At 54.4% G+C, this 19,245-nt stretch carries 17 protein-coding genes; 6 read left to right on the top strand and 11 right to left on the bottom strand.

The genetic code is table 11. The features are described from left to right. Together FHS27_RS29500 and FHS27_RS29505 are read left to right on the top strand one after the other, a co-directional pair. Positions 1-771 (top strand): response regulator (locus FHS27_RS29500; protein WP_221225487.1); only part of this gene is annotated, 771 nt, incomplete at its 5' end. A 287-nt stretch (positions 772-1,058) separates the two neighbouring features. Next, a complete protein-coding gene (locus tag FHS27_RS29505) occupies positions 1,059-5,246 on the top strand; it encodes a chemotaxis protein CheB (protein WP_184309827.1) in 4,188 nt (1,395 codons plus the stop codon). Here FHS27_RS29505 and FHS27_RS29510 read toward each other — a convergent pair. From FHS27_RS29510 to FHS27_RS29525, 4 genes are all read right to left on the bottom strand, one after another. Further along, on the bottom strand, positions 5,243-5,635 hold the full coding sequence (locus tag FHS27_RS29510; RefSeq protein WP_184309829.1) for a response regulator: 393 nt from the start codon (positions 5,633-5,635) through the stop codon (positions 5,243-5,245). The genes FHS27_RS29505 and FHS27_RS29510 overlap by 4 nt on opposite strands. Beyond that, positions 5,632-8,172 carry an HWE histidine kinase domain-containing protein gene (locus tag FHS27_RS29515; RefSeq protein WP_184309831.1) on the bottom strand — a complete coding sequence of 847 codons (2,541 nt, stop codon included), beginning with the start codon at positions 8,170-8,172 and terminating at the stop codon, positions 5,632-5,634. The genes FHS27_RS29510 and FHS27_RS29515 overlap by 4 nt, the downstream gene beginning before the upstream one ends. Continuing rightward, positions 8,173-8,664, bottom strand: coding sequence for a biliverdin-producing heme oxygenase (locus FHS27_RS29520; protein ID WP_184309833.1), 492 nt, complete (start codon positions 8,662-8,664; stop codon positions 8,173-8,175). A gap of 178 nt (positions 8,665-8,842) precedes the next feature. Then, positions 8,843-9,010: a DUF1328 domain-containing protein gene (locus FHS27_RS29525; RefSeq protein ID WP_184309835.1), complete on the bottom strand. Its 168-nt coding sequence runs from the start codon at positions 9,008-9,010 to the stop codon at positions 8,843-8,845. 303 nt (positions 9,011-9,313) lie between these two features. Here FHS27_RS29525 and FHS27_RS29530 point away from each other — a divergent pair, with 303 nt between their 5' ends. Beyond that, on the top strand, positions 9,314-9,673 hold the full coding sequence (locus FHS27_RS29530; protein ID WP_184309837.1) for a hypothetical protein: 360 nt from the start codon (positions 9,314-9,316) through the stop codon (positions 9,671-9,673). Beyond that, positions 9,670-10,305, top strand: coding sequence for an RNA polymerase sigma factor (locus FHS27_RS29535; protein ID WP_184309839.1), 636 nt, complete (start codon positions 9,670-9,672; stop codon positions 10,303-10,305). Before FHS27_RS29530 ends, FHS27_RS29535 begins: the two co-directional genes overlap by 4 nt. Here FHS27_RS29535 and FHS27_RS29540 read toward each other — a convergent pair. The 6 genes from FHS27_RS29540 to FHS27_RS29565 form a co-directional block, all read right to left on the bottom strand. Next, positions 10,283-11,164 carry a PP2C family protein-serine/threonine phosphatase gene (locus FHS27_RS29540; RefSeq protein ID WP_184309841.1) on the bottom strand — a complete coding sequence of 294 codons (882 nt, stop codon included), beginning with the start codon at positions 11,162-11,164 and terminating at the stop codon, positions 10,283-10,285. The genes FHS27_RS29535 and FHS27_RS29540 overlap by 23 nt on opposite strands. Before the next feature lie 10 nt (positions 11,165-11,174). Beyond that, positions 11,175-11,429 (bottom strand): GlsB/YeaQ/YmgE family stress response membrane protein, encoded by a 255-nt coding sequence (locus FHS27_RS29545; RefSeq protein WP_184309844.1) that lies wholly within the window; start codon positions 11,427-11,429, stop codon positions 11,175-11,177. 34 nt (positions 11,430-11,463) lie between these two features. Next, positions 11,464-11,922, bottom strand: coding sequence for a hypothetical protein (locus FHS27_RS29550; RefSeq protein ID WP_184309846.1), 459 nt, complete (start codon positions 11,920-11,922; stop codon positions 11,464-11,466). Positions 11,923-12,078: 156 nt separating this feature from the next. After that, positions 12,079-12,279, bottom strand: a complete 201-nt coding sequence (locus tag FHS27_RS29555) for a response regulator (RefSeq protein WP_184309848.1) — start codon at positions 12,277-12,279, stop codon at positions 12,079-12,081. Between the two features lie 273 nt (positions 12,280-12,552). Then, entirely contained in the window at positions 12,553-12,807 is a 255-nt protein-coding gene (locus FHS27_RS31295) for a CHASE3 domain-containing protein (protein ID WP_184309850.1), read from the bottom strand. Between the two features lie 56 nt (positions 12,808-12,863). Beyond that, complete coding sequence (locus FHS27_RS29565; protein ID WP_184309853.1) at positions 12,864-13,652, bottom strand: SDR family NAD(P)-dependent oxidoreductase; 789 nt, start codon at positions 13,650-13,652, stop codon at positions 12,864-12,866. 165 nt (positions 13,653-13,817) lie between these two features. On the opposite strand from FHS27_RS29565, the gene FHS27_RS29570 reads away from it, so the two are divergent. Continuing rightward, positions 13,818-14,294 carry a PA2169 family four-helix-bundle protein gene (locus FHS27_RS29570; RefSeq protein ID WP_184309855.1) on the top strand — a complete coding sequence of 159 codons (477 nt, stop codon included), beginning with the start codon at positions 13,818-13,820 and terminating at the stop codon, positions 14,292-14,294. Between the two features lie 862 nt (positions 14,295-15,156). Further along, the gene (locus FHS27_RS31585; protein WP_315854754.1) at positions 15,157-15,561 is read left to right on the top strand and encodes a helix-turn-helix domain-containing protein; all 405 of its coding nucleotides are present in this window, start codon (positions 15,157-15,159) and stop codon (positions 15,559-15,561) included. A gap of 415 nt (positions 15,562-15,976) precedes the next feature. Here the strand turns inward: FHS27_RS31585 and FHS27_RS31590 are convergent, their stop codons facing one another. Further along, positions 15,977-19,135 (bottom strand): FG-GAP-like repeat-containing protein, encoded by a 3,159-nt coding sequence (locus FHS27_RS31590; protein WP_184309857.1) that lies wholly within the window; start codon positions 19,133-19,135, stop codon positions 15,977-15,979. Between the last annotated feature and the right edge of the window lie 110 nt (positions 19,136-19,245).

The following is a 19,245-nucleotide window of genomic DNA, read 5'->3' on the forward strand; positions in this document are numbered from 1 at the left end:
GTATCTTGCTCATGCAAGTATTGGGGCAGAAAACCGATCCTCGTGTCCAGAGAGATCCTCAAATTTGTTGCACCGCCCCGTGAACGGTTACCCCCGAAAGACATCCGCGTCATTCGGCATGAGCTGCAGGATGACGCCGAGCTTGCCTGTTTCCAGGCAAAGTCAGCAGCCGACACCCGCGTTCACGACCTCCGCAACCAGGTCAATCGTGCCATGTTGAAATTGCAGTTGGCAGGGAAGTACTTCGCTGCCGGCCGTACCGAGAAAGGCTTGGTCAATATGTCAGAGGGGATGGCGGAACTTGGTGCCATTGACCAGGATCTGACCCAGCAGCAAAAGAAGCCAGCTGGTAAATTCTCGCTGGCTGAAGCAAAGGCAACGTTTACGATTGACAACCCGAAAGCCCGCCGCGTTCTGCTAGTCGATGACGACGCGAACGAACGCACTTTGATGGCTAGCTACCTGAAACAATGCGGACTTGAGGTTGAGGAGGCGACGGACGGCTTGAAGGCCCTCTACGCGCTGACCAAGCCGACGCTTCCCGATGTTGTGTTGATGGATATGAACATGCCGAACTTGGATGGCCCGGAAACGGTCAAACGGATTCGACAATGCAGCGCTCACCGCAGTGTTCCAGTGTTCGCGGTGACGGGGCAGCCCATTGAAGAGACTGGGTTGTCCATCAGCGACAACGGTGTGACCGGATGGTTCCAGAAACCAGTCCAAGTCGACGCCATCGTCGAGGCCATTTACGGTTGCGTCGCTGTTTGATCACACTGCCCGTCGCGCCGGGTAGGATGTGAGGCATGATGCCGTGATAGAATGTCAGCCTCCTCGGCGCGTGGCGTTGAGTTTGGGTTGCATTTCAATTTGGGGTGAATTCCCACGAATAGATGCCGACCCTGAAGTGCGAAATCAGAAGAAATTGCTAGTCTTGCCAAGGTTGAGCAGACATCGACCTGCCCACAAGACACTTTCGTAAACGTATTGGCACGCAACACGCATGGGAGTTGCCAAGTCTTTGCCTCCTTTGACTGTTTCCCGAGAATATTTACCGAATGTCATCCGACAACCCTGACAACAAACCGGTACAGATACCCGACACACGCGACCCTCAATTGGATCTTATCGCAGACGCTGGGTTGAGTTTCTTGCAGTCCAAGGTCAAATTTGGATTTCCGGTGATCGGGATCGGGGCGTCCGCAGGCGGTTTGGAATCGCTCGAGCAGCTATTCGACGAGATCCCGCCTGACTCCAACGCTGCGTTTGTCATCGTCCAACACCTTTCGCCGGACTTTAAGAGCATGATGGATGAAATCTTGGCTCGGCGGACCAAGATGACAGTTCGCCGAATCGAAGACGGCATGAGCGTCAAACCGAGTACGGTTTACCTGATACCGCCGAAGGTCGATTTGGAGATACAGGGCGAAATACTGGTTCTGAAAGATCGCGAAGTGCGACAGGGTTTGAACCAACCCATTGATCGCTTCTTTACTTCCATGGCAATTAGTCGTGGGCCGGCATGTGCCGCAGTCGTCTGTAGCGGAAGTGGCAGCGACGGATCACGGGGAATTCGTGATGTCTGTGAAGCCGGAGGGATGGTCTTGGTCGAAGATCCGGAGACCGCGCGTTTCGACGGCATGCCTCGGTCGGCAATGGAATCCGGGGTTGCGGACTTCGCGGGCAACATGGACCAAATCGCAACTTGGCTGGGGCGATTCATCACGTCGTTCTCTGATCGGATAGACACCGGTAACTATGCGGACACTGGTGATTTGATCGCCCGCGTTCCCGCAGTGGGTTTAGGTCGCGTCATCGAGTTGCTACGTGACGAGTATCAGATCAACTTCTCTCAATACAAACCCAATATGATCGTCAGACGCATCGAGCGTCGCTGGCGGTTGCTGCACTTCGCGTCGATCGAAGAGTACATCGAACTGTTGGAAACCGACGCCAACGAACTGAATCAGTTGTACCGTGACCTGTTGATTGGCGTCACACGTTTCTTTCGCGACACTGAAGCGTTTGATGTTTTAGCGAATAAGGTCTTGCCGCGACTGATCGAGGAGAGTCGCGGTCAAACGATGCGAGTTTGGACGCCAGGGTGTGCAACGGGCGAAGAAGCCTACTCGCTGGCGATGACAATTGCGGAAACGATGGAGGCGAAGGGGCAGGTTGTCGACGTCAAGATTTTTGCAACCGACGCGCATCGTTTAAGTCTTGATAAGGCTGCGTCGGGAACCTACACCATCAAGGAGGTCGATGGCATCTCCCCAGAACTTTTAGAAAAACATTTTCAGAAAGTGGGATCGAGCTACCGAGTCAATCAATCACTTCGCAAGATGATCGTGTTCGCTCCCCAGAATCTTCTCAACGACGCCTCGTTCACCAACATTGACCTTGCCATTTGTCGTAACACGCTGATCTATTTCGGCGACGAGGGCCAACGGCGAGCGTTGTCATTGATGCATTTTGGTTTGAGGATTGGGGGTGTATTGTTTTTGGGGCCGAGCGAGACACCGGGCGAAATTGAAGGTGACTACGAGACCATCAACCGACGCTGGCGGATGTACAAAAAGGTCAGTGCGTCAAAATTGGGCACGGCAAGTTTGCGAGCCCCAGCTCGGCTGAGCGTCCCGCGGAGCGAGCCCGTCGGACGCAGCGGATCGGCGACGGTCTACACCGACCGTATGATTTTGTCGGCCATCGAAGGACTTGCCGATGATTACTTGCCACCCACGTTCGTCACCAATTCAGACTTTACGTTGTTGTATTCAACACCCGGTTCCGCGAAGTTTTTGCGCCGGCAGGAAGGGCGATTCGGTGCTACGCTGCCGGAGCTGTTGTTACCGAAGTTAAAGACGAGCGTCTTGGTTGGCTTGCAGCGATGCGAGCGACAGAAGGAAGTCTCCAAGCCCGTCGTGGTCGGGAAAATCGCAGTCCCGTTGTCCGAACTGGAAGGCAACGCACCGGGCGACGCAGGCGGGTCAGACGATCCACAGGCCAGCGGCGATGCTAAGCAGGACTTTCGACTGGTCGGCGTTGTCATTCGCCGAGTCGACTTAGCGGGTAAGCAGGAGCATGGTTTCAGCGTTAGCGTGATCGAAGAATCTGAGAAACCGATTCGAGGCGTCTTGGACAGTGGGGAAGCCGTCGATCTTTCCGCTCAAGCAACCTTGGAAGAGGAACTCAGGCACACGAAGGAGAGCCTTCAATCCACGATTCAAGAGCTGGAAACTAGTAACGAAGAGTTGCAGGCGACCAACGAGGAAATGGTTGCCAGCAACGAAGAACTGCAGAGCACTAACGAGGAACTGCACAGCGTCAACGAAGAACTTTATACGGTCAACGCGGAGCATCAGTCCAAGATCGAAGAATTGACCGAAGTGACGGAGGACATGGAGAACCTATTCCGCTCGGCTAACGTCGCGACGCTCTTTTTGGATGACGAATCTCGTATCCGGCGGATGACCCCGCAGGCGGCCGAGATATTCGACCTTACACACGACGATATTGGTCGACGGCTCGACAATTTTCGCAACCCTCTCAACGATGACGAACTTTACGACTTAATCGCGACAACATTCGCCAATCAGAAACCGCTCGAACGGGAGGTCATGGGCAAAAGCGGCGAACGATTTCTGCTGCGACTGATGCCATACGATTCGACACGCGATTTGTCGGGTACCGTGCTGACGCTTGTCAGCTTGCGGCGTCTCGAACAGGCTCGCACAGAATTGGAAACTCGTGAAGCTCGATTCCGAGGCACATTCGAGAACGCTGCGGTGGGAATTGCTCATGTCGATTTCGATGGGACTTGGTTGCGTGTTAACCAACGGCTGTGCGACCTAGTTGGATACTCTCGGGAAGAACTGCTGGCGATCAATTTCCAGTCGATCACACACCCAGCGGATTTGGACAGCGATTTAGAGCAATTCGAGCAATTGAAGGCGGGCGAACTGTCGAGTTACACGCTTCGGAAACGCTACGTCGATAAATTTGGACGCGATGTACCGATTGACCTGACCGTCTCAATTCAACAGGAACCTGGCGACGACAAGCCTTATTGCATCGCCGTGATCCAGGACGCGCGGGAACAGGTTCGAGCACAAAAGCTGCTTGAAGAAGCCATTTCTCAACGGGACCAGTTTCTCGCCGTGCTATCTCACGAGCTTCGTAATCCACTCGGCGCGGTCAAAAACGCGGTCTCCCTTCTGCGTCGGACGAACGACGCCGAAATTAAACGCGACGAATTGACTGATTTGCTGGATCGCCAAACCGATCACATGTCTCGTTTGGTGGAGGATCTTCTCGACACATCACGAATTGCGCAAAACAAGATTGTGCTGCAGCGGGAGTTGATGGATCTGAAAGAGGTCGCGGAGGAATCCATTCGATCGTTGCAAGGCAGTTTTGATCAAAAACAGCAACACGTCCGCTTGGAGCTTGACGCGGATCGGTTTCCGGTGGTCGGTGATCGCGTGCGACTATTGCAGGTCGTTGAAAACTTGTTGGCCAATGCTCGGCGTTACACACAAGTCGGCGGCCAGATTGAGGTTCGACTGTCCGTGGACGCCGGACGCGTCGCGTTGCAGGTGAAAGACAACGGCCAAGGAATCAGCGAGGATAACCTAGAAACGATCTTTAATATGTTCACTCGGGGTCGCGAGACGGAAGAAACCCAGGGTGGCCTCGGCGTTGGCCTTGCGCTAGTCAAAATGCTGGTCGATAAGCATGACGGAACGCTGAAGGCCAGCAGCGACGGTGTCGGTAAGGGGTCAACGTTCACGCTCACGTTCCCAATGGTCGCCGTACCTGCGGGCGTCAAGCTTGCTCATGCGCCTGAGGAAGCGCCCAGCACGGAGGCGATCAAGCCGTTCAAGATTGTCCTGGTAGAGGACGACAAGGACGCTCGGTCAACGATGGAGCAATTGCTAGAACTGGATGGACATGATGTCACGGTCGCCGTCGATGGGAACGACGGGCTTGAGAAAATACGCGATGTTCACCCAGACTTCGCGTTGATCGACATTTCCATGCCTGGGATGAGCGGACTTGAGGTCGCCAATCTCTTGAAGAAGGAGTCGCCCGGGATTCTAAAAGATACGAAGCTCATCGCGTTAACCGGTCACGGGCAACCGCAGGACATCCGGCGCACGCAAGAGGCCGGCTTCTCTGGGCACTTGGTCAAGCCGGTTGATGTAGCGGTGCTTGGACAGCTTATGAATGAATTGTCGAGCAATTAGTCGTTACCCAGTTCGGCCGCGACTTCGGCTAACAGAATTGCGTCGGAGATCGGTTTGTTTAGCGTGCGTGCCGCGTTGAAAATATGGACATGACCTTCGATGTTTAACGATGGCGATGCCCCGGTGACCGCGATCGTCTTTGGACGAGGTCGAACGTTGATGCTGACGTGCGCTAGCAGCGAGAGCCCGCCCCTGGGCTTGAACTTCGTTTCGTTCTCACGGATGAGGATGTCGGTAATGACCAGGTTAATGGACTCCTCGTCAACCAACTTGATCGCAGCATCAGCGTCGGTCTCGTGATAAACGCGATAGCCGGCCTCCTCAAGCAACCGCTTCCAGTGCTCGGCAACGCGGACGTCGTCTTCTAGTAGAAGAATGGATTTAGTCATTTGTTCTGCAACGATTCAATGATTTTCGCCAAATCGCCGTGGTTAATTGGCTTCGTCATTCGGGGCAGGTGGCCCAACTCAGGTGGAACTTGAAAGCTGGAATCATAGCCGCTGGCCAGGATCACGGGAATATCTTGACGGATAAGAGACTTCGCAAGTTCAAAACTGGTCCCGGTTCGCAAATTGATGTCCAGGATGGCGAGCGTCAAATGGCTTTTCGCCATTGCCTGCTCGCCACGTGATGCGTCGGGAACCGATTGCACTTTTTGGCAGCCCATGGAAGTGACTAACCGTTCCAATTCCATGGCCAACACCATATTGTCCTCCACAACCAATACCTGATCCAGTATCAAGGGTCGGACCCCAACTGACTCAATATCGACTTTCTGGACGTGTGATTTTGGGGAATCATTCAGGAGCAACGTTGATTCCGATGGCAGCCACATTTGCACTTCGATACCGTCGCCGTGGAACGTCAATTCGGACTCGCCATTGCATTCGTACGGGATCGCCCGCTCGACAAGCGCCATACCAAAACCACGACGTTTTGCTGCCGGTCTGACCGGTGAATTGGACTCTCGCCAGACCATGGACACCCCGCCAGCATCGTGTTTCCAGGAAACATCTAGTGCGCCTGCCGGATGCGATAGCGCGCCATGCTTCACCGAGTTTGTCGCCAACTCGTGAAGAACCAAGGCCATGATTGGAGCAATGTCGCCTCGCAATCCGATCGCGGGCCCACTGACGGAAACGCTATGGTCCCGGCCTCGATGTGGTTCGAGTTCGGTTTGAACCATCTCTCTGAGGCGAGCCCATTGCAAGCCACTGCCGCCGATCAGGTCATGAGCTGTTGCCAGTGCGGCGATACGTTTTTCAAAGGCCTCTGCATAGTTCTCCAAAGACGCGGACGAATCTTTTGTCTGTCTAGCAATGCTGCGAACCAGTGCCAGAATGTTTTTGACTCGATGATTCAGTTCCGCGATCAGCAGGTCCTGGTGCTTCGCCTGTCGATCGCGATCTTGTCGAACGGCGTCCGTGTCGCGGAGCAAGACCTCTTGAATGATTCCCCGCAACTCCATTGCCGCGGAAACATTCGCCCGAGTCCAAGGTCGGCATTTGCCCTTCACCGTTTGAATGTACTCATCGAACGACGCACGGGGATGCAGCCGCGGCCCGTTAGGACCAAAGTCAATCCGCTTTTCCGGTTCACCGCCCCACCGCACATCATGCACGATTTCGTTGCGAAAAAACATGATTTGCGATTCATGCTTTGCATCACTCCCACTTCCAATTTGCACCAACAGCACTCCGGCGGACTGACTCTGCCCATCGCCTTGCGTCAAAATCGTCGAATTAAACGTGTCGATGGCATAGACGTCATCGCTGGAAAGATCAGACAGCGACCGCACGAACTCATCGCAAGCAGTGTCACCGAACGGATGAACGGCATCTCCGCGTCGGATGACGATTCCATCCGCGTCAACAATGTTGGCGAGATCCTTCCACAAACGCTCGAAAACAACTTCAATCGGTTGATCTACGCGACGGAGGGTCTCTCGTGTCGAGTCGGCACGTCGGCGATGGGAAAGAATTTCTTTTTCAATCTCTTGTTGCAACTGCACTGAGAACAATTGGGCAAACAGCTCGCAAACGCCTCGAAGCTCCATGTTCAGCTTTCGAGGTCGATCATGGTGCAAGGAAAACAATCCCCACAATTGCCCTCGGACGATCAGGGAAAGGTTGACTGTTGCCGTGACACCCATGTTCTGCAAGTACTCTACATGGATAGGAGAGACGCCCCGTCCGTGACAGAGCGTAAGATCTAGGGGGCGTTCTTCACGACCAAGCAGCTTCGTATGAGGATCACGCACATCCGCGATCATGCGATACGGCATTCTCAGCATCAAGTCACGAACCTGCCTGGGAATATCCGACGCAGGGTATCGCAGACCCAGATACGGAGTCATGCCGGGGCAGGCGGCCTCGGCCACGACCTCGCCATCAAAGCTTGGCAGGAACTGATACGCCATAACGCGATCAAACCCCGTGACCTGGCGAACCATTTCAACGCCCGATCGCATCAGGTTCTCGACACCCAGGCCTGATCGCAACCCAGAAAGCATCCCGCGGATTTGCTGAACTCCTCCGCGTTCGACAGCAACTTCGGTCTCCGCCTTCTCGATCTCCAAAACCGCTGTGTCGCCCGAGAGGTGGATGGATAGATCGCACCGGAACGAGTTGTCACCAAGATCGAAGCGACCCAGATGCTCACGTTGCTGGCCGATCGACGGGACGCCCATCGCTCCCCTGATCTCGTGAAGCAGATCGCGGTCGACAAGCACTCGGTCGACCTGCTGACCGAGCAACTGGTCGATAGAAATGGACGTCATGGAAGTCAAGTTTTCGGAGCAATAATCCACCACGAGTGTCTTCGCGTTGAAACCGATCAGAGCGGAAAACGTCTGCAACCGACCGGGAATGTGTACCGGCTCGGATTCGCAATTTTGGAATGCGATACGTTCATCTTCATTGACCACTCAATTGGCCTCGCTGGCGAAAACGTTGTATGCATAATCGAAAACATCACGTGCTCCTGCAACCGCATCAACCACATCGGCGGTCGTCGACGCGATCGCTTCCACGAAGACCGGCCAACGATTTTTCGCGTGGGCGGCCGACTGCTGGAGGAAAGATCTACCAATTTCGGTCGGCAGATCGTCTTCGGCCTGTTTCAGAAGAAAGGTCGCCCCCATTGCCGAACCTTCAATCACGTACGCTCGCCCCCAATGCCAGCCTTCGCTCAACGCCTCGGCTGGCAATTGCACGCCTACTTGCTCTCGTTTGTACTTTGGTTCAATCGTGGCCAAATCTTCTTCGATTAGGCGACAGAGGTCGGAACCCAGGCCCGGAAGTTGAAGTCGTTGCTCCACCCAATTAGTGCTCACTGCGGCGTAGCCACAAATCTTACGCATCCCGATCAAATACCGCTCGTAGTTGGCCAACGAAGCGAAGGGCGGGTATACCGCCATGACATGGTCAAGCCGCGTATGAGACGCCGCCGTTTCTCGTCTTAAGATTCGCCGCAAGTTTCCAGTTTTCGACTCGTTCACTCTGTTTCCAATCAAAAAAGGGCAGCATGACTGTGACTTGTCACGCTGCCCTCGATTCTACCGTCGATTCCATCCAAGTAAGCGATGCCGGGTCGCCCTACGCGACCGGACCGCGTCGCCCCATGACCAATCCAATTACGAACAACACGAGAAACACGACGAAGCAAATCTTTGCAATTGTCGCGGCAGTGCCAGCGATCACACCAAAACCCAAAACTCCCGCGATCAACGCAATTATCAAAAACGTTAGGGCCCAACTCAACATGATAATCTCCTATTAAAACGACGCTCTTGCGAGGCGAACACCGCGTCGCAATTTGATGAGGACTAGCAAAGCGACTTGCGTGCCAAAGGACTCGCCGGAACCAAATTTAACGGTCAGGAAGGCAATTATTGACGATCGTCTTCACAGACCGTTTTCCCAATTGTGCGGCCATTGGAAGAACAGCGATCAATGCGGTCGATCAACAGTCAGTCATCGCTCTGCTAAACGATGGCTCTAGCGGCACGGCAAATGCTAAATGTCAGGTTAGCGACCGCCTCCCACCAACACACCAGGATCCTCAAAATGGCGCGACAAACCATAATCGAATTTTACGGCGGACCCGCCGACGGACATCGACAGTTGCTTGAGAATCCACCAACAAAGTGGATCACCGTCCAGACGGTTCTCGCGGAACGATCAAACCGCCCGGCCCGTCTGCGAAGCCTTCTCGCTTGGTTCCGCCGTGAACGCAAGCAGCAGCGGGTGATCGTACTTGAAGCGATCTATCGTAGACAGCCTTCTGACAGCGTCACCGCGCGTTACGCCTATGTTCAATCGCTCGTCGTCGAGGGACCGGCGGATGATCGGCCGCCTCGTGTTACGGCTAACTTTCGTTGTGGACGCGACGCCCGAAGCCTGACTGCGGACCAGCAAAAACGATGAACAATGGCGGCAAAGATGATCCGTGCGAATTTGATTGCGACGATGACCGGCTACTCGATGCCGCTCGCGAAGGCAGCCACTCGGCCTTCAAACGGCTAGTGCAATGCAACCAGGACCAACTGTTTGCGTCCATGCACCGTTACTTAGGTAGTCACGCCGATGCGGAAGAATCGGTCCAAGAGGCGTTCGTCCGAGCGTTCTCGCGACTTGAAACCTTTAACCACGAGAGTAAATTTTCGACATGGCTTTATCGAATCGCTTTCAACGCGGCTAATTCACAAAAACGAAAGCATCGTCCCCGGGTCTCACTCGATGAGTCACGCCACCGCGATGGCACTGAGGTCGTCGATACAAGGGAGGGCAGTTGTGGCGACAAGATGTTACGAGATGAGGAAATTGAACTTATTCATGCGGCATTGGATGGTTTGTCGGATGACCACCGGGCAATTTTGGTTCTCCGCGAATTCCACGATCTCGCCTACGAAGAAATTGCCAAAGTTCTAGAGATCACGGTCGGAACCGTTCGCAGTCGCCTGAGCCGCGCTAGAGGCGAATTAAGAAACGCTATTGGAATACTCAGGACGCAAGTGCGATCGCACTCTGATCGTGCTACTGCACCTCACGGCACGTAGCGACCACCGCCGTGATGTTGTCGCGACCACCTGCATTGTTAGCATGGCGGATCAAATGGTCGACGGTGGTCTTTGACTCGTTGCCGTCACCCATGATCGAATGGATAGCGGCTTGGTCAAGCATCCCATGCAAGCCATCACTGCAAAGAAGGATTCGGTCGCCTGACCGCAAAGTGAAACGCACGACCTCTGGACGGACAGGATGATCTCCCCCGCCGACGCAATTCCACAGCACATGACTGAATGGCGAATCATCGGCTTGCTTTTGGGTCAATACTTCCTCATCGACCATCCGCTGGGCGATCGTGTGATCCTTGGTGATTTGCTGTAGCTTTTGATCGCGTAAAACGTAGCACCGACTGTCGCCAGCGTGGATCACATACATTCGCGGCCACAGAATGTAGGCAAGTGTTACCGTCGTTCCCATTCGCCCCTCATCGGAGCCGGATTGTTCCCACAACGCCTCCTGTGCTGAGCTTAGGCTGTACGAGAGTTCGTCAAGGAATTCATCCCCATTCTTCGATGACAACTTTAGGAACCAGTGCATCATGTCAAGTACGTAGCGCGCGCAGACCTGAACCGCCATACTGCTTGCCAGTTCCCCGTCCGAGTGACCACCCATCCCATCGGCGACGACCAACAGATGTCCTGGTTCCGATCCGTATAGCTCACAACAACTGTCCAGTGGAACGTCGGTCGCGATGACGGATAGCTGGCGTTGCAATTCCGCGATCATAAAGTGGTCTTGGTTTTGCGACCGCCGCTGCCCGATGTCCGAGCCGCCCGCCATGTCGAGTTCGACAGCCGGTGGGCAGTTTGTTACATCCAAATCGACCATTGGAATTGTCGTGTCGCTCATCGATACACCCTTAAGTTGTTGAACGATCACGACGCAGTCGAATCGCCAATAAGATCACTGCTCCGATGATGCTGCCGATCCAACCGCTCGACTGAACCAAGGTTCCGCCGACCAGAAAATACCCGATTGAACCGCCGATGAACGAACCGGCAATTCCGAGGATCGTCGTAGCCAAACACCCCATCGGCTGCTCGCCCGGAATAACTGCTCGAGCAACTAATCCGACGACCAAGCCGAACGCAATCCAACCAGCGAGCCAGAACATCAGCACTTCCTAAAAATGAATAGGTCACACAGCCTCAGCGTGTCCAGCGATCTGGCAGATAACGCTGGATTCCAGCATAGGATGGCTCTGGCCGTGATCGGAAGTAGGCCACGGTCCCGAGAATTCCCAGCGCCAGCCCGGCAACGAAGACAACTCCCGAAGTTGCAACGGGATGCTCGTCGGTTTCGTACTGAATGCGTTCGTAGACCGAATGAATCGGCTCCGTCACATTTTCGGTGAGCGCAGTAAAACGCTGAGTAAAACTGCCCTCGGGAGCAAACTCCAAAACTACCGACTTGATTTCTTCAAGCGAAGTTTCGGTGAACTCTTTCAAAAAGCCAATCACAGAATCAACGTCGCAAGGCAAATCTTTCAATTCGTCTTCGCTGATGTGTGGCCAACGCGTCTGAATCGCTTGGCAAACACGGCCCCACGATTCACTTGTCCAATTGGTCGCTGCTGGTTCTTGTACGGAATGGGTCGCTTGAGACATTTGAGTCCTCCTTGGAAGGTTTTCGATCAACACGGGCCGGTCGAACGCGGGTCCGAGCGGCTCGTTTGTAAATTTGAACGAGACGCAATCCGTGTACCAAAGCGTCCAAACCGGTGCGGAGAGAATGCGAGCTTCATCGGATTTGCATCGGACGCCTCACCGACTGCGTCCGCGTAGCAAGCCTTCGATCACGGGAAAGTCAGCTGGCTTGACGACGTGATCGTCGAAGCCCGCCTGAATCGCTTTTTCGCGATCTGCTGGCTGACCAAAGCCGGTCATCGCTGCCGAGAACAGGTCCTTGAAGGCTGGCGTTGCACGAATCTCCTTCGCCAGTTCATACCCATTCATGCCGGGCATTGAGATATCCGAGTCGTTACAGAATTTCTTTTCAGATCTGCCGCTTCGTTTTCCCGGGTCCGCAAAAGTTTGCGTTGCTCGTCACTGAATTGCCAAACCAATTCACGCAATTGATCCATCAGCCTCTTGCCCCCGGCAGCAGCCACCAAGAGTTCCTGCTGGTCGAGCGTTCGCTCCCTTTGCTCAGCGACCTTGTCGCTAATTGAGCAAACATCGCGTCGCCGGCCGCTCTCAGGTTTTGCAGAAGCAACTGTTGCGATGAACTGTCGTCGGTCAGGCGATCGACGTTTCTGATTCAACAGGGACTGATGCGGTGCCGGACTCGTACGGTTCTAGAAACGACTCGTCACCTGTCAACAGAAAGCCTCTCCCGCCCGTCTCCGCATCAATCAACGATCCTTGAAATGACTCCATGTGAACGAGCACCTCCAGCGTGTGCGACACCCACCGATCATGCTTCCGCAACCACTGCGAATTCGCGTAAGAGATCCAACCGTTGGCGACTAGCACGACAATGACGATCGACACCGCCAGTGGCTCTAGACCGTACTGCAGTCCCTTGGGCGTCGGCGCAAGCTATTCTTTCATGGCGTTTTGCTATCGGACGGTCGTTGCAGACGTCCAACCAGCTTTCGAGTCGCAATGCGGGGGAGAAACGATGCGGAGGTTACCATCAGTCGGTTTTTCCAACCGGGAATCACAATGTCCTGATTCTTGAGGTAGCCCTCGAAACCTGCCTTGGCGACTTCCGCGACAGGCATCGCGCCAGACGCAAACAAGGCCAGGTCTTCCATGCCCGAGTCTTCGCCAAACCCGGTCGACGTCGGTCCCGGGGCCAGCAAAGTGACATGCAGCGGTGTGCCAATCAGCTCCTCACGTAACGCTTCTGTGAACGACAACACATAGGCCTTTGTTGCGTAATAAACCGCCATATGCGGACCAGCTTGAAAGGCCGCGATCGACCCGACATTGAGAATTCCACCACGTTGTCGCAAGATCATCTCAGGCAGTAGCAATCGCGTCAGCATCGTGAGCGTGACCACATTCACCTGCAACATGTCCGCTTGGCGCTCAACCGGTAGCGACGCGAAATCTCCCAACGCACCGAAGCCCGCATTATTGACCAAATGATCGACCAACAATTTTTCGTCACGAAGTCGCTGCACCAGTTGTTCGGATGCATCGTGTTTTGCTAGATCAGCGACCATCACGGTTGCTCGGACACCATGCTTGGCCTCCAGAGTACTCGCAAGCTCACGAAGCTTTTCTTCGCTGCGAGCCACCAAAATGAGGTTTTCACCACCCGCGGCGAACAATCGAGCCAGTTCCGCCCCAATTCCCGATGAAGCGCCTGTGATCAGAGTGGTTGCCATTCGTTATTTTCCAGGTGAGTGTTTGTGGGTGACGAGCGATGAAAGCAGAGAGGCAACTGCTGTGCCGCGTGAGGCTCCGCAACTGGCATGGCCTTTGCTTGTCGGTTCAGTCAATCGAACGTGGACGTCCACGAGCGAATCAACCCTTCAACGGAGACTGAATTCATGGCACTCGAAACGAAATCAAATTTGTCCGACGAAACGCTCAACAAAGTACAGAAGTTGATTCGAGCCAACATTGACTCGTACAACGGCTTCCACGAATCGGCCGAAGAGATCGCCGACGCGAAGTTGAAAACACTTTTCAAGCAGATCGGCGATGAGCGTTCTGCCATGGCGAGTGAACTGCAGACGCTTGTTCAGTTCAACGGTGAAGAGGCGGAAGACGACGGCAGCGTCGCCGCAAAAACACACCGAATCTGGATCAATATCCGGTCCAAGATCAACGGCGGTGACCCATATGTCATCTTGATTGAGGCCGAACGCGGCGAGGACCACATCAAAGCCGCCTACGAAGATGTTCTTAAAGAAACCGCCGGCAGCGCGATCAACGACGTGCTCAAAGCCCAGTACGCGAAAGTCAAAGCCGGCCACGACAAAGTGCGCGACCTCCGCGACGCCTACAAAGTGGCCAAAAAGTAAACGATTCACCAATCGCACCGAAAGACCGGGCCGCATGGTCGCCCTAACCAGCACCCGAGGCAACACATTACCTCGGGATGCTCGTTTGGAAGCGAGGGAAGGCAACGAACCTCGAAACTTTGCAAGTTGCCACAAACCGGTCGCCGTCCAATCGCAAAATTTTCGTTTTCGTGGACAATTCCATGGGTTCGATGCACCAGACTGTCTACCAGGGAACCATACTCTGGATTTGAACGCCTCCGTGCAGTGCGTATAGTTGACCCACTTACGACAGCAACCATCGGACTAAAACAAAGGGTATTCGGCATTACATGCCGAATGCTAGACAACTAACGAAAACCGTTGCCTCCGCTGTACTCTTCACGATCTGCGGAATTGGCCGTCCAAGGCAATTCGCAGGTTGTGCCTCTCCATCGGCCATTCTCTGCCGGTCAATAAACGCCGTGTTTGGAGCGTTGCTCAGATTCCGGTCATTTGCTCTGGCCCCCGCTCCGAAATAGCCTGCCTCGACGCGATTGAGCCAGCGACCGTTCAGCTCCGCCTTCGATGGTGCGAGGCGAGAACAGGAGCTTTACGTTAATGCTACGGGCGAGAGCCCGCATCCTCGAAATTTGTTTCCAGCGGGTCGCGGAGATCAGGCCCGCCGCAAAGAAAAGAAGATTGCGGCAGAGATGGAAAAGAACTCCAACCGACGATCTGCTGTTCCGAACGAGCACGAATGGAAAGCCAGCCCGTGAGCCGACGTGAAAGTGCATCGCTTCTCTGCCTCGCTGCCTGAGTCGAAGAGTCCGGCGGGATCTTGATTGCTGAATCCATTGCACGTGATAGGATGCTGGTTTCGTACGCGGTCGGGAGTTGAATCGTGGAAGTTATCTCGCCTGATGAAGAGGACCGTATTGGGAGTAAGCACTCTCTGAGTACGTGGGCGCGGATTTACCTACACGGGATCATCGCGTTTGTTGCCATCGCCGTGGTTGCCAACGTCGTAATGTTGCTGGCCCCCGTTTTCGACTTCACCGGCAATCCCTCTTTGGCGATCGGGCTATCGATTGCCGCGATACTCGTCGGACCACCGCTGGTGGGTAGCTTTATCCTCTTCGGACTCTTTCCGCTGATGGGTACCAAGGCAGCGTGGCGAGGATGGCTGGACATCTTCAGTGTTGATCGCGACACCGCGGCCAGCTGGATCTCGCGTTTTAACCAGGGAGGAGTCGACGCCCTTTTCGATAACGACAGACCGGGCGGGCCGCGAAAACTCGTCGAATAGGAGCAGCGGATCCTCGAGGATCTTCTCCGAGAGTATCCCTCGCACCCGGCAATGGTGATTGCGAAGCTGAAAGAGAAAACGAGTAAATCGATCAGCCGCAAGTCCCTGTCGCGATACGCCAAACGGTTCAATCTCAGCTGGAAACGGTTTCGCCGCAGCCTTCAGCAAAAACGGGACGAACGAGCGTTTCGACTCGCTCAAGCAGAACTTGCCGAACTGCTCGAAGAACCTGGATTGAACGTAGTCTATTTCGACGAAGCAGGCTTGTCCCTCAAGGGATTCGTTCCCTATGGGTGCCCAACGCGAATTCTAAAACGATGTAGTCCATTTCTCCGAATTTCGAGGGATTGAATTCTGGCGGAACGAGCTCCGGTGAACGGGTACTTCATCGTTTGCCATTCACGTACGCGAGCGATTAGTTCAATTCGAACGCGTTTGCCGATCGTTGAATCAAAATCCAACGCCGGTTGATATCTGGCAAGCGGAACCGCTCGACGTCACCATTGGGCCAAGTCACTGTCACCACGCAGTCCGATGCGGGCATGTCGCCCAATCCGAAATGCAGGAGGCGTTCATTGCTGCATTGAAACCCGTTTCCCGAAACGAGTGGCTGTTTCCACGTGCGATCGCGGTACTGCAATTGAACGACCGCGCCGATTGCATCACGAGAAGACGCTGTCCCGACCAGTTGGATCTCAACCCAATCGTGTTGATCGCTCGATTTATTGATAAGCAGAGCGACCGGTTCGGTTTGGTGGGTCACCAACACGTCAGGTTTCCCATTTCGGTCGGCATCGATGGTCCACAATGCTCGTCCAACATGATCGGATTGGATGTATTCGCTCTCCATCATCGAGCCAATGGACTGGCATTTCCCCTGCTGGTTTAATTTGTACACCTGGAACGGTTGGGCATAGTCGGCTCGCGTTCCCGATGGCGAAAGGATTTGAACATGTCCGTTGGAAACAACAATTTCTAGTTGCCCGTCGTTATCCAGGTCAATCATTTGGGTGCCGAAGGCGACCAGCCTAAATGACGTGGAGGAAAGATCAAAGCGATTCGTGTCATCGACCCAAAACAAATCTCCACGATGGCGATGGAGGACATTGGATTCGTCTGCGAAATTCGTGACGAAGAGGTCGAAGAGGCCATCCTGATCGAAGTCGCCGATAGCGATGCCCATCGACCCTTGTGCCGCGGCAAGTGCGTCGCCCGCGAGTCCACGCGTCATTGCGAGTTCATGCAGAATCTGATCTGAGTCAGCTCGCTGCGGCTTTGACCAATAATGATTGTTGGTTATGTCATTGGTCACAAAGATGTCGACTCCTTCGATATCGTCCAGTGCTCCAACGACCAGGCCCAAACCGCGCCCCGGAATTTCGGGTTGCAATGCTACGTCGGAGTCCAGTGACTCGAACCCTCCTTCGGGCCGACCTACCGCAAAGAGGTCGTTTTCGGCGGGGAAGAGCATCGGGGAACACGATGGAGCGGCGTTGATTCGTTTGGTAAAGCACTTGTGTGTGGTCAAGTCGTCGCCGGTGCAGTAACGCAGCGCAACGATGTCGGCCAAACTGTCGCCATTCAAATCCGCGATCGCTCCACTTGATGACCATGAGTCGCCATTCTGTTTACCGAGCCAGCGACTCGATTGATCCGAAAACGTTCCATCTCCTTGATTGACATACAGAACGTTGGAGCCAAAGTTCAGTACAAGGATGTCCGGAAAACCATCCTCATTGCAATCGCCTATCGCAATGCCTTGCCCGAAACCACGGTCATCGACACCCGATGGACCTGTCGTTTCGGTAAATGTTCCGCCCACGTTTCGAAATAGTGAATTGCCTTCGGAGTCTGTGAGTTTGGGTGTACCACCGGCTGCGGCGAAGTAAACATCGCTCCATCCGTCTAGGTCGTAATCGAGCGTGCCTCCACCGCATCCGAGCGTGTGATGTAACATGAAGCCGGGTTGGTCGATCTCCTTACTGGTGTATCCATAGAAATTCAGACCTCGTGTGTGGGCTTCGTTGTTTAACTTTAGTCCGGTCTTTGTGATAGCCGATCCACTGGAGCTGTTGGCACGTGTCAACGATTTCAAACTAGATGGCTGGTCAACGGTGCGAGTGATATCGAGAGCGGGGAAATCTCGCAAATCCAGCTCCAACTCGGGGTGCCCTTCGGTGGACTGCCACGGCGTTTTTCGGCGAAGAGACGCGGCAACTGAATTACGAAAACCAGCCGTGGATCGAACTTTGTCCTTCGATAACGTCAGCGCGATCGCGGCCCAGGCTTCGCATTCCCAGTCACGCCCGAGTCGGTGTAGTGTTTGCGCGATCGCGAGAGCTTGCTTTTGCGATTTCACTTCAGCGGAGGAGAATTCTCTCGCCTTTTGATCCAAAGAGTTAAGCAGAGTCGCTCGCTTCTCGACGATTGGGATCATTTTCGAAAGCGTGAGATCCTCTCCATCGGATATCTGTTGCAGACTGGTCTTCAGCTTCATCCAACATTCGGTGTGATTCGCGTCCCGGCGTGTTCCCTGCCAATAGCATCGAGCGGCATGCGCGAACATCGATTGATTGACCGCCCAATCGCCCAACGCGGCCCAGTACATCGCGTACCCGTTGACGTCCGATGGTGTTTGTTTCGCAAACGTCACGACACTCTCCAGATTTCCTGAACGCGCGATTGTGCCGATCGCTAGAGCGTAAGCTGGAGCGAAAGTTGGATTATGTTCGATTATCCTCGACAGCATCCGTGTCGCTGCGGCATCTCTCCGTTGGTCGTATTTGCGTTTCGCTTTCGCCAGGAGAGGACGCAGGTCGGCGGGATTGCGTTTGAGAAGAACTTCGATCGTGTCCTCTTCCAACTCTCTCGGTCGTGCAGCGACTTGGTCCATCAACAAAAGCAGATCGAACTTGCGTTGCTGTACAAGGACGCGACGGTGAGGCGAGGCTTTCTCAGGACGTTCCGCCATGGCGTAGAAATCGATGAGTTGCCGGCGAAACACATGGTGGTCCGGACGTATCGTGACAACCGTTTCAAGAACTTCAATGGCGTCGTAAAGAAGGCCCTGATCGAGCATCGCCAGGACGCACTGGCGAATGTGCTGATCGTCACTGTACGACTCGATCGAACACGCCCGCTTCACCAGCTCGATCGCAAGAGACGCGTCGCCGTTATGAAAGGCGACCTCGGCGACCGCGAATAGAGCTTCGCTATCATCGGGCCGTTCGATCAACACGGCCTTCGACAACTCAGATGCTCGGTCCCAGTCTTTCGCCGCGGTGGCTTGGAAAAATGCCGAAACAACAGTGGCGTCTGGGGTCGATTCCTGAGTCTTTGATGATTTGTAAGCCTCGGTGACATCGGAAGGCGCCCCCGAAGTCAGACTGCGCGAGGTGTCCCCACAACCGGTGGGGATTAGTAGCAGGAACGTTGCGAGAATGGACCGAAGTCGCATGCCAAGATACTCCAGCCCAAGTACCGGCGCCGTGCAGTTTGGAAGATCAGTTTCGACAAACGCCTGCGATGATAGCGTTTCATAACGGATGCTGCTGGTCAGCGGGGCGGCGTTCACTGAGCATACGATCAAGCAAAACGCCTCGCGGTTTCGCAGTTGGGCAACGTCTTTCGCGTGATCAACTGGGGATGAACATAGAACCGGAACGATATCTTTTCACCTTCGCC

It is taken from the genome of Aporhodopirellula rubra (assembly GCF_014192335.1).
Lineage (GTDB): Bacteria > Planctomycetota > Planctomycetia > Pirellulales > Pirellulaceae > Rhodopirellula > Rhodopirellula rubra.

Bases quoted from the DNA above. Each gene is read 5' to 3' on its own strand.
- FHS27_RS29505 (WP_184309827.1), top strand. From the start codon at position 1,059: ATGTCATCCGACAACCCTGACAACAAACCGGTACAGATACCCGACACA.
- FHS27_RS29510 (WP_184309829.1), bottom strand. From the start codon at position 5,635: ATGACTAAATCCATTCTTCTACTAGAAGACGACGTCCGCGTTGCCGAG.
- FHS27_RS29520 (WP_184309833.1), bottom strand. From the start codon at position 8,664: ATGGCGGTATACCCGCCCTTCGCTTCGTTGGCCAACTACGAGCGGTAT.
- FHS27_RS29525 (WP_184309835.1), bottom strand. From the start codon at position 9,010: ATGTTGAGTTGGGCCCTAACGTTTTTGATAATTGCGTTGATCGCGGGA.
- FHS27_RS29530 (WP_184309837.1), top strand. From the start codon at position 9,314: ATGGCGCGACAAACCATAATCGAATTTTACGGCGGACCCGCCGACGGA.
- FHS27_RS29535 (WP_184309839.1), top strand. From the start codon at position 9,670: ATGAACAATGGCGGCAAAGATGATCCGTGCGAATTTGATTGCGACGAT.
- FHS27_RS29540 (WP_184309841.1), bottom strand. From the start codon at position 11,164: ATGAGCGACACGACAATTCCAATGGTCGATTTGGATGTAACAAACTGC.
- FHS27_RS29545 (WP_184309844.1), bottom strand. From the start codon at position 11,429: ATGTTCTGGCTCGCTGGTTGGATTGCGTTCGGCTTGGTCGTCGGATTA.
- FHS27_RS29550 (WP_184309846.1), bottom strand. From the start codon at position 11,922: ATGTCTCAAGCGACCCATTCCGTACAAGAACCAGCAGCGACCAATTGG.
- FHS27_RS29555 (WP_184309848.1), bottom strand. From the start codon at position 12,279: ATGCCCGGCATGAATGGGTATGAACTGGCGAAGGAGATTCGTGCAACG.
- FHS27_RS29565 (WP_184309853.1), bottom strand. From the start codon at position 13,652: ATGGCAACCACTCTGATCACAGGCGCTTCATCGGGAATTGGGGCGGAA.
- FHS27_RS29570 (WP_184309855.1), top strand. From the start codon at position 13,818: ATGGCACTCGAAACGAAATCAAATTTGTCCGACGAAACGCTCAACAAA.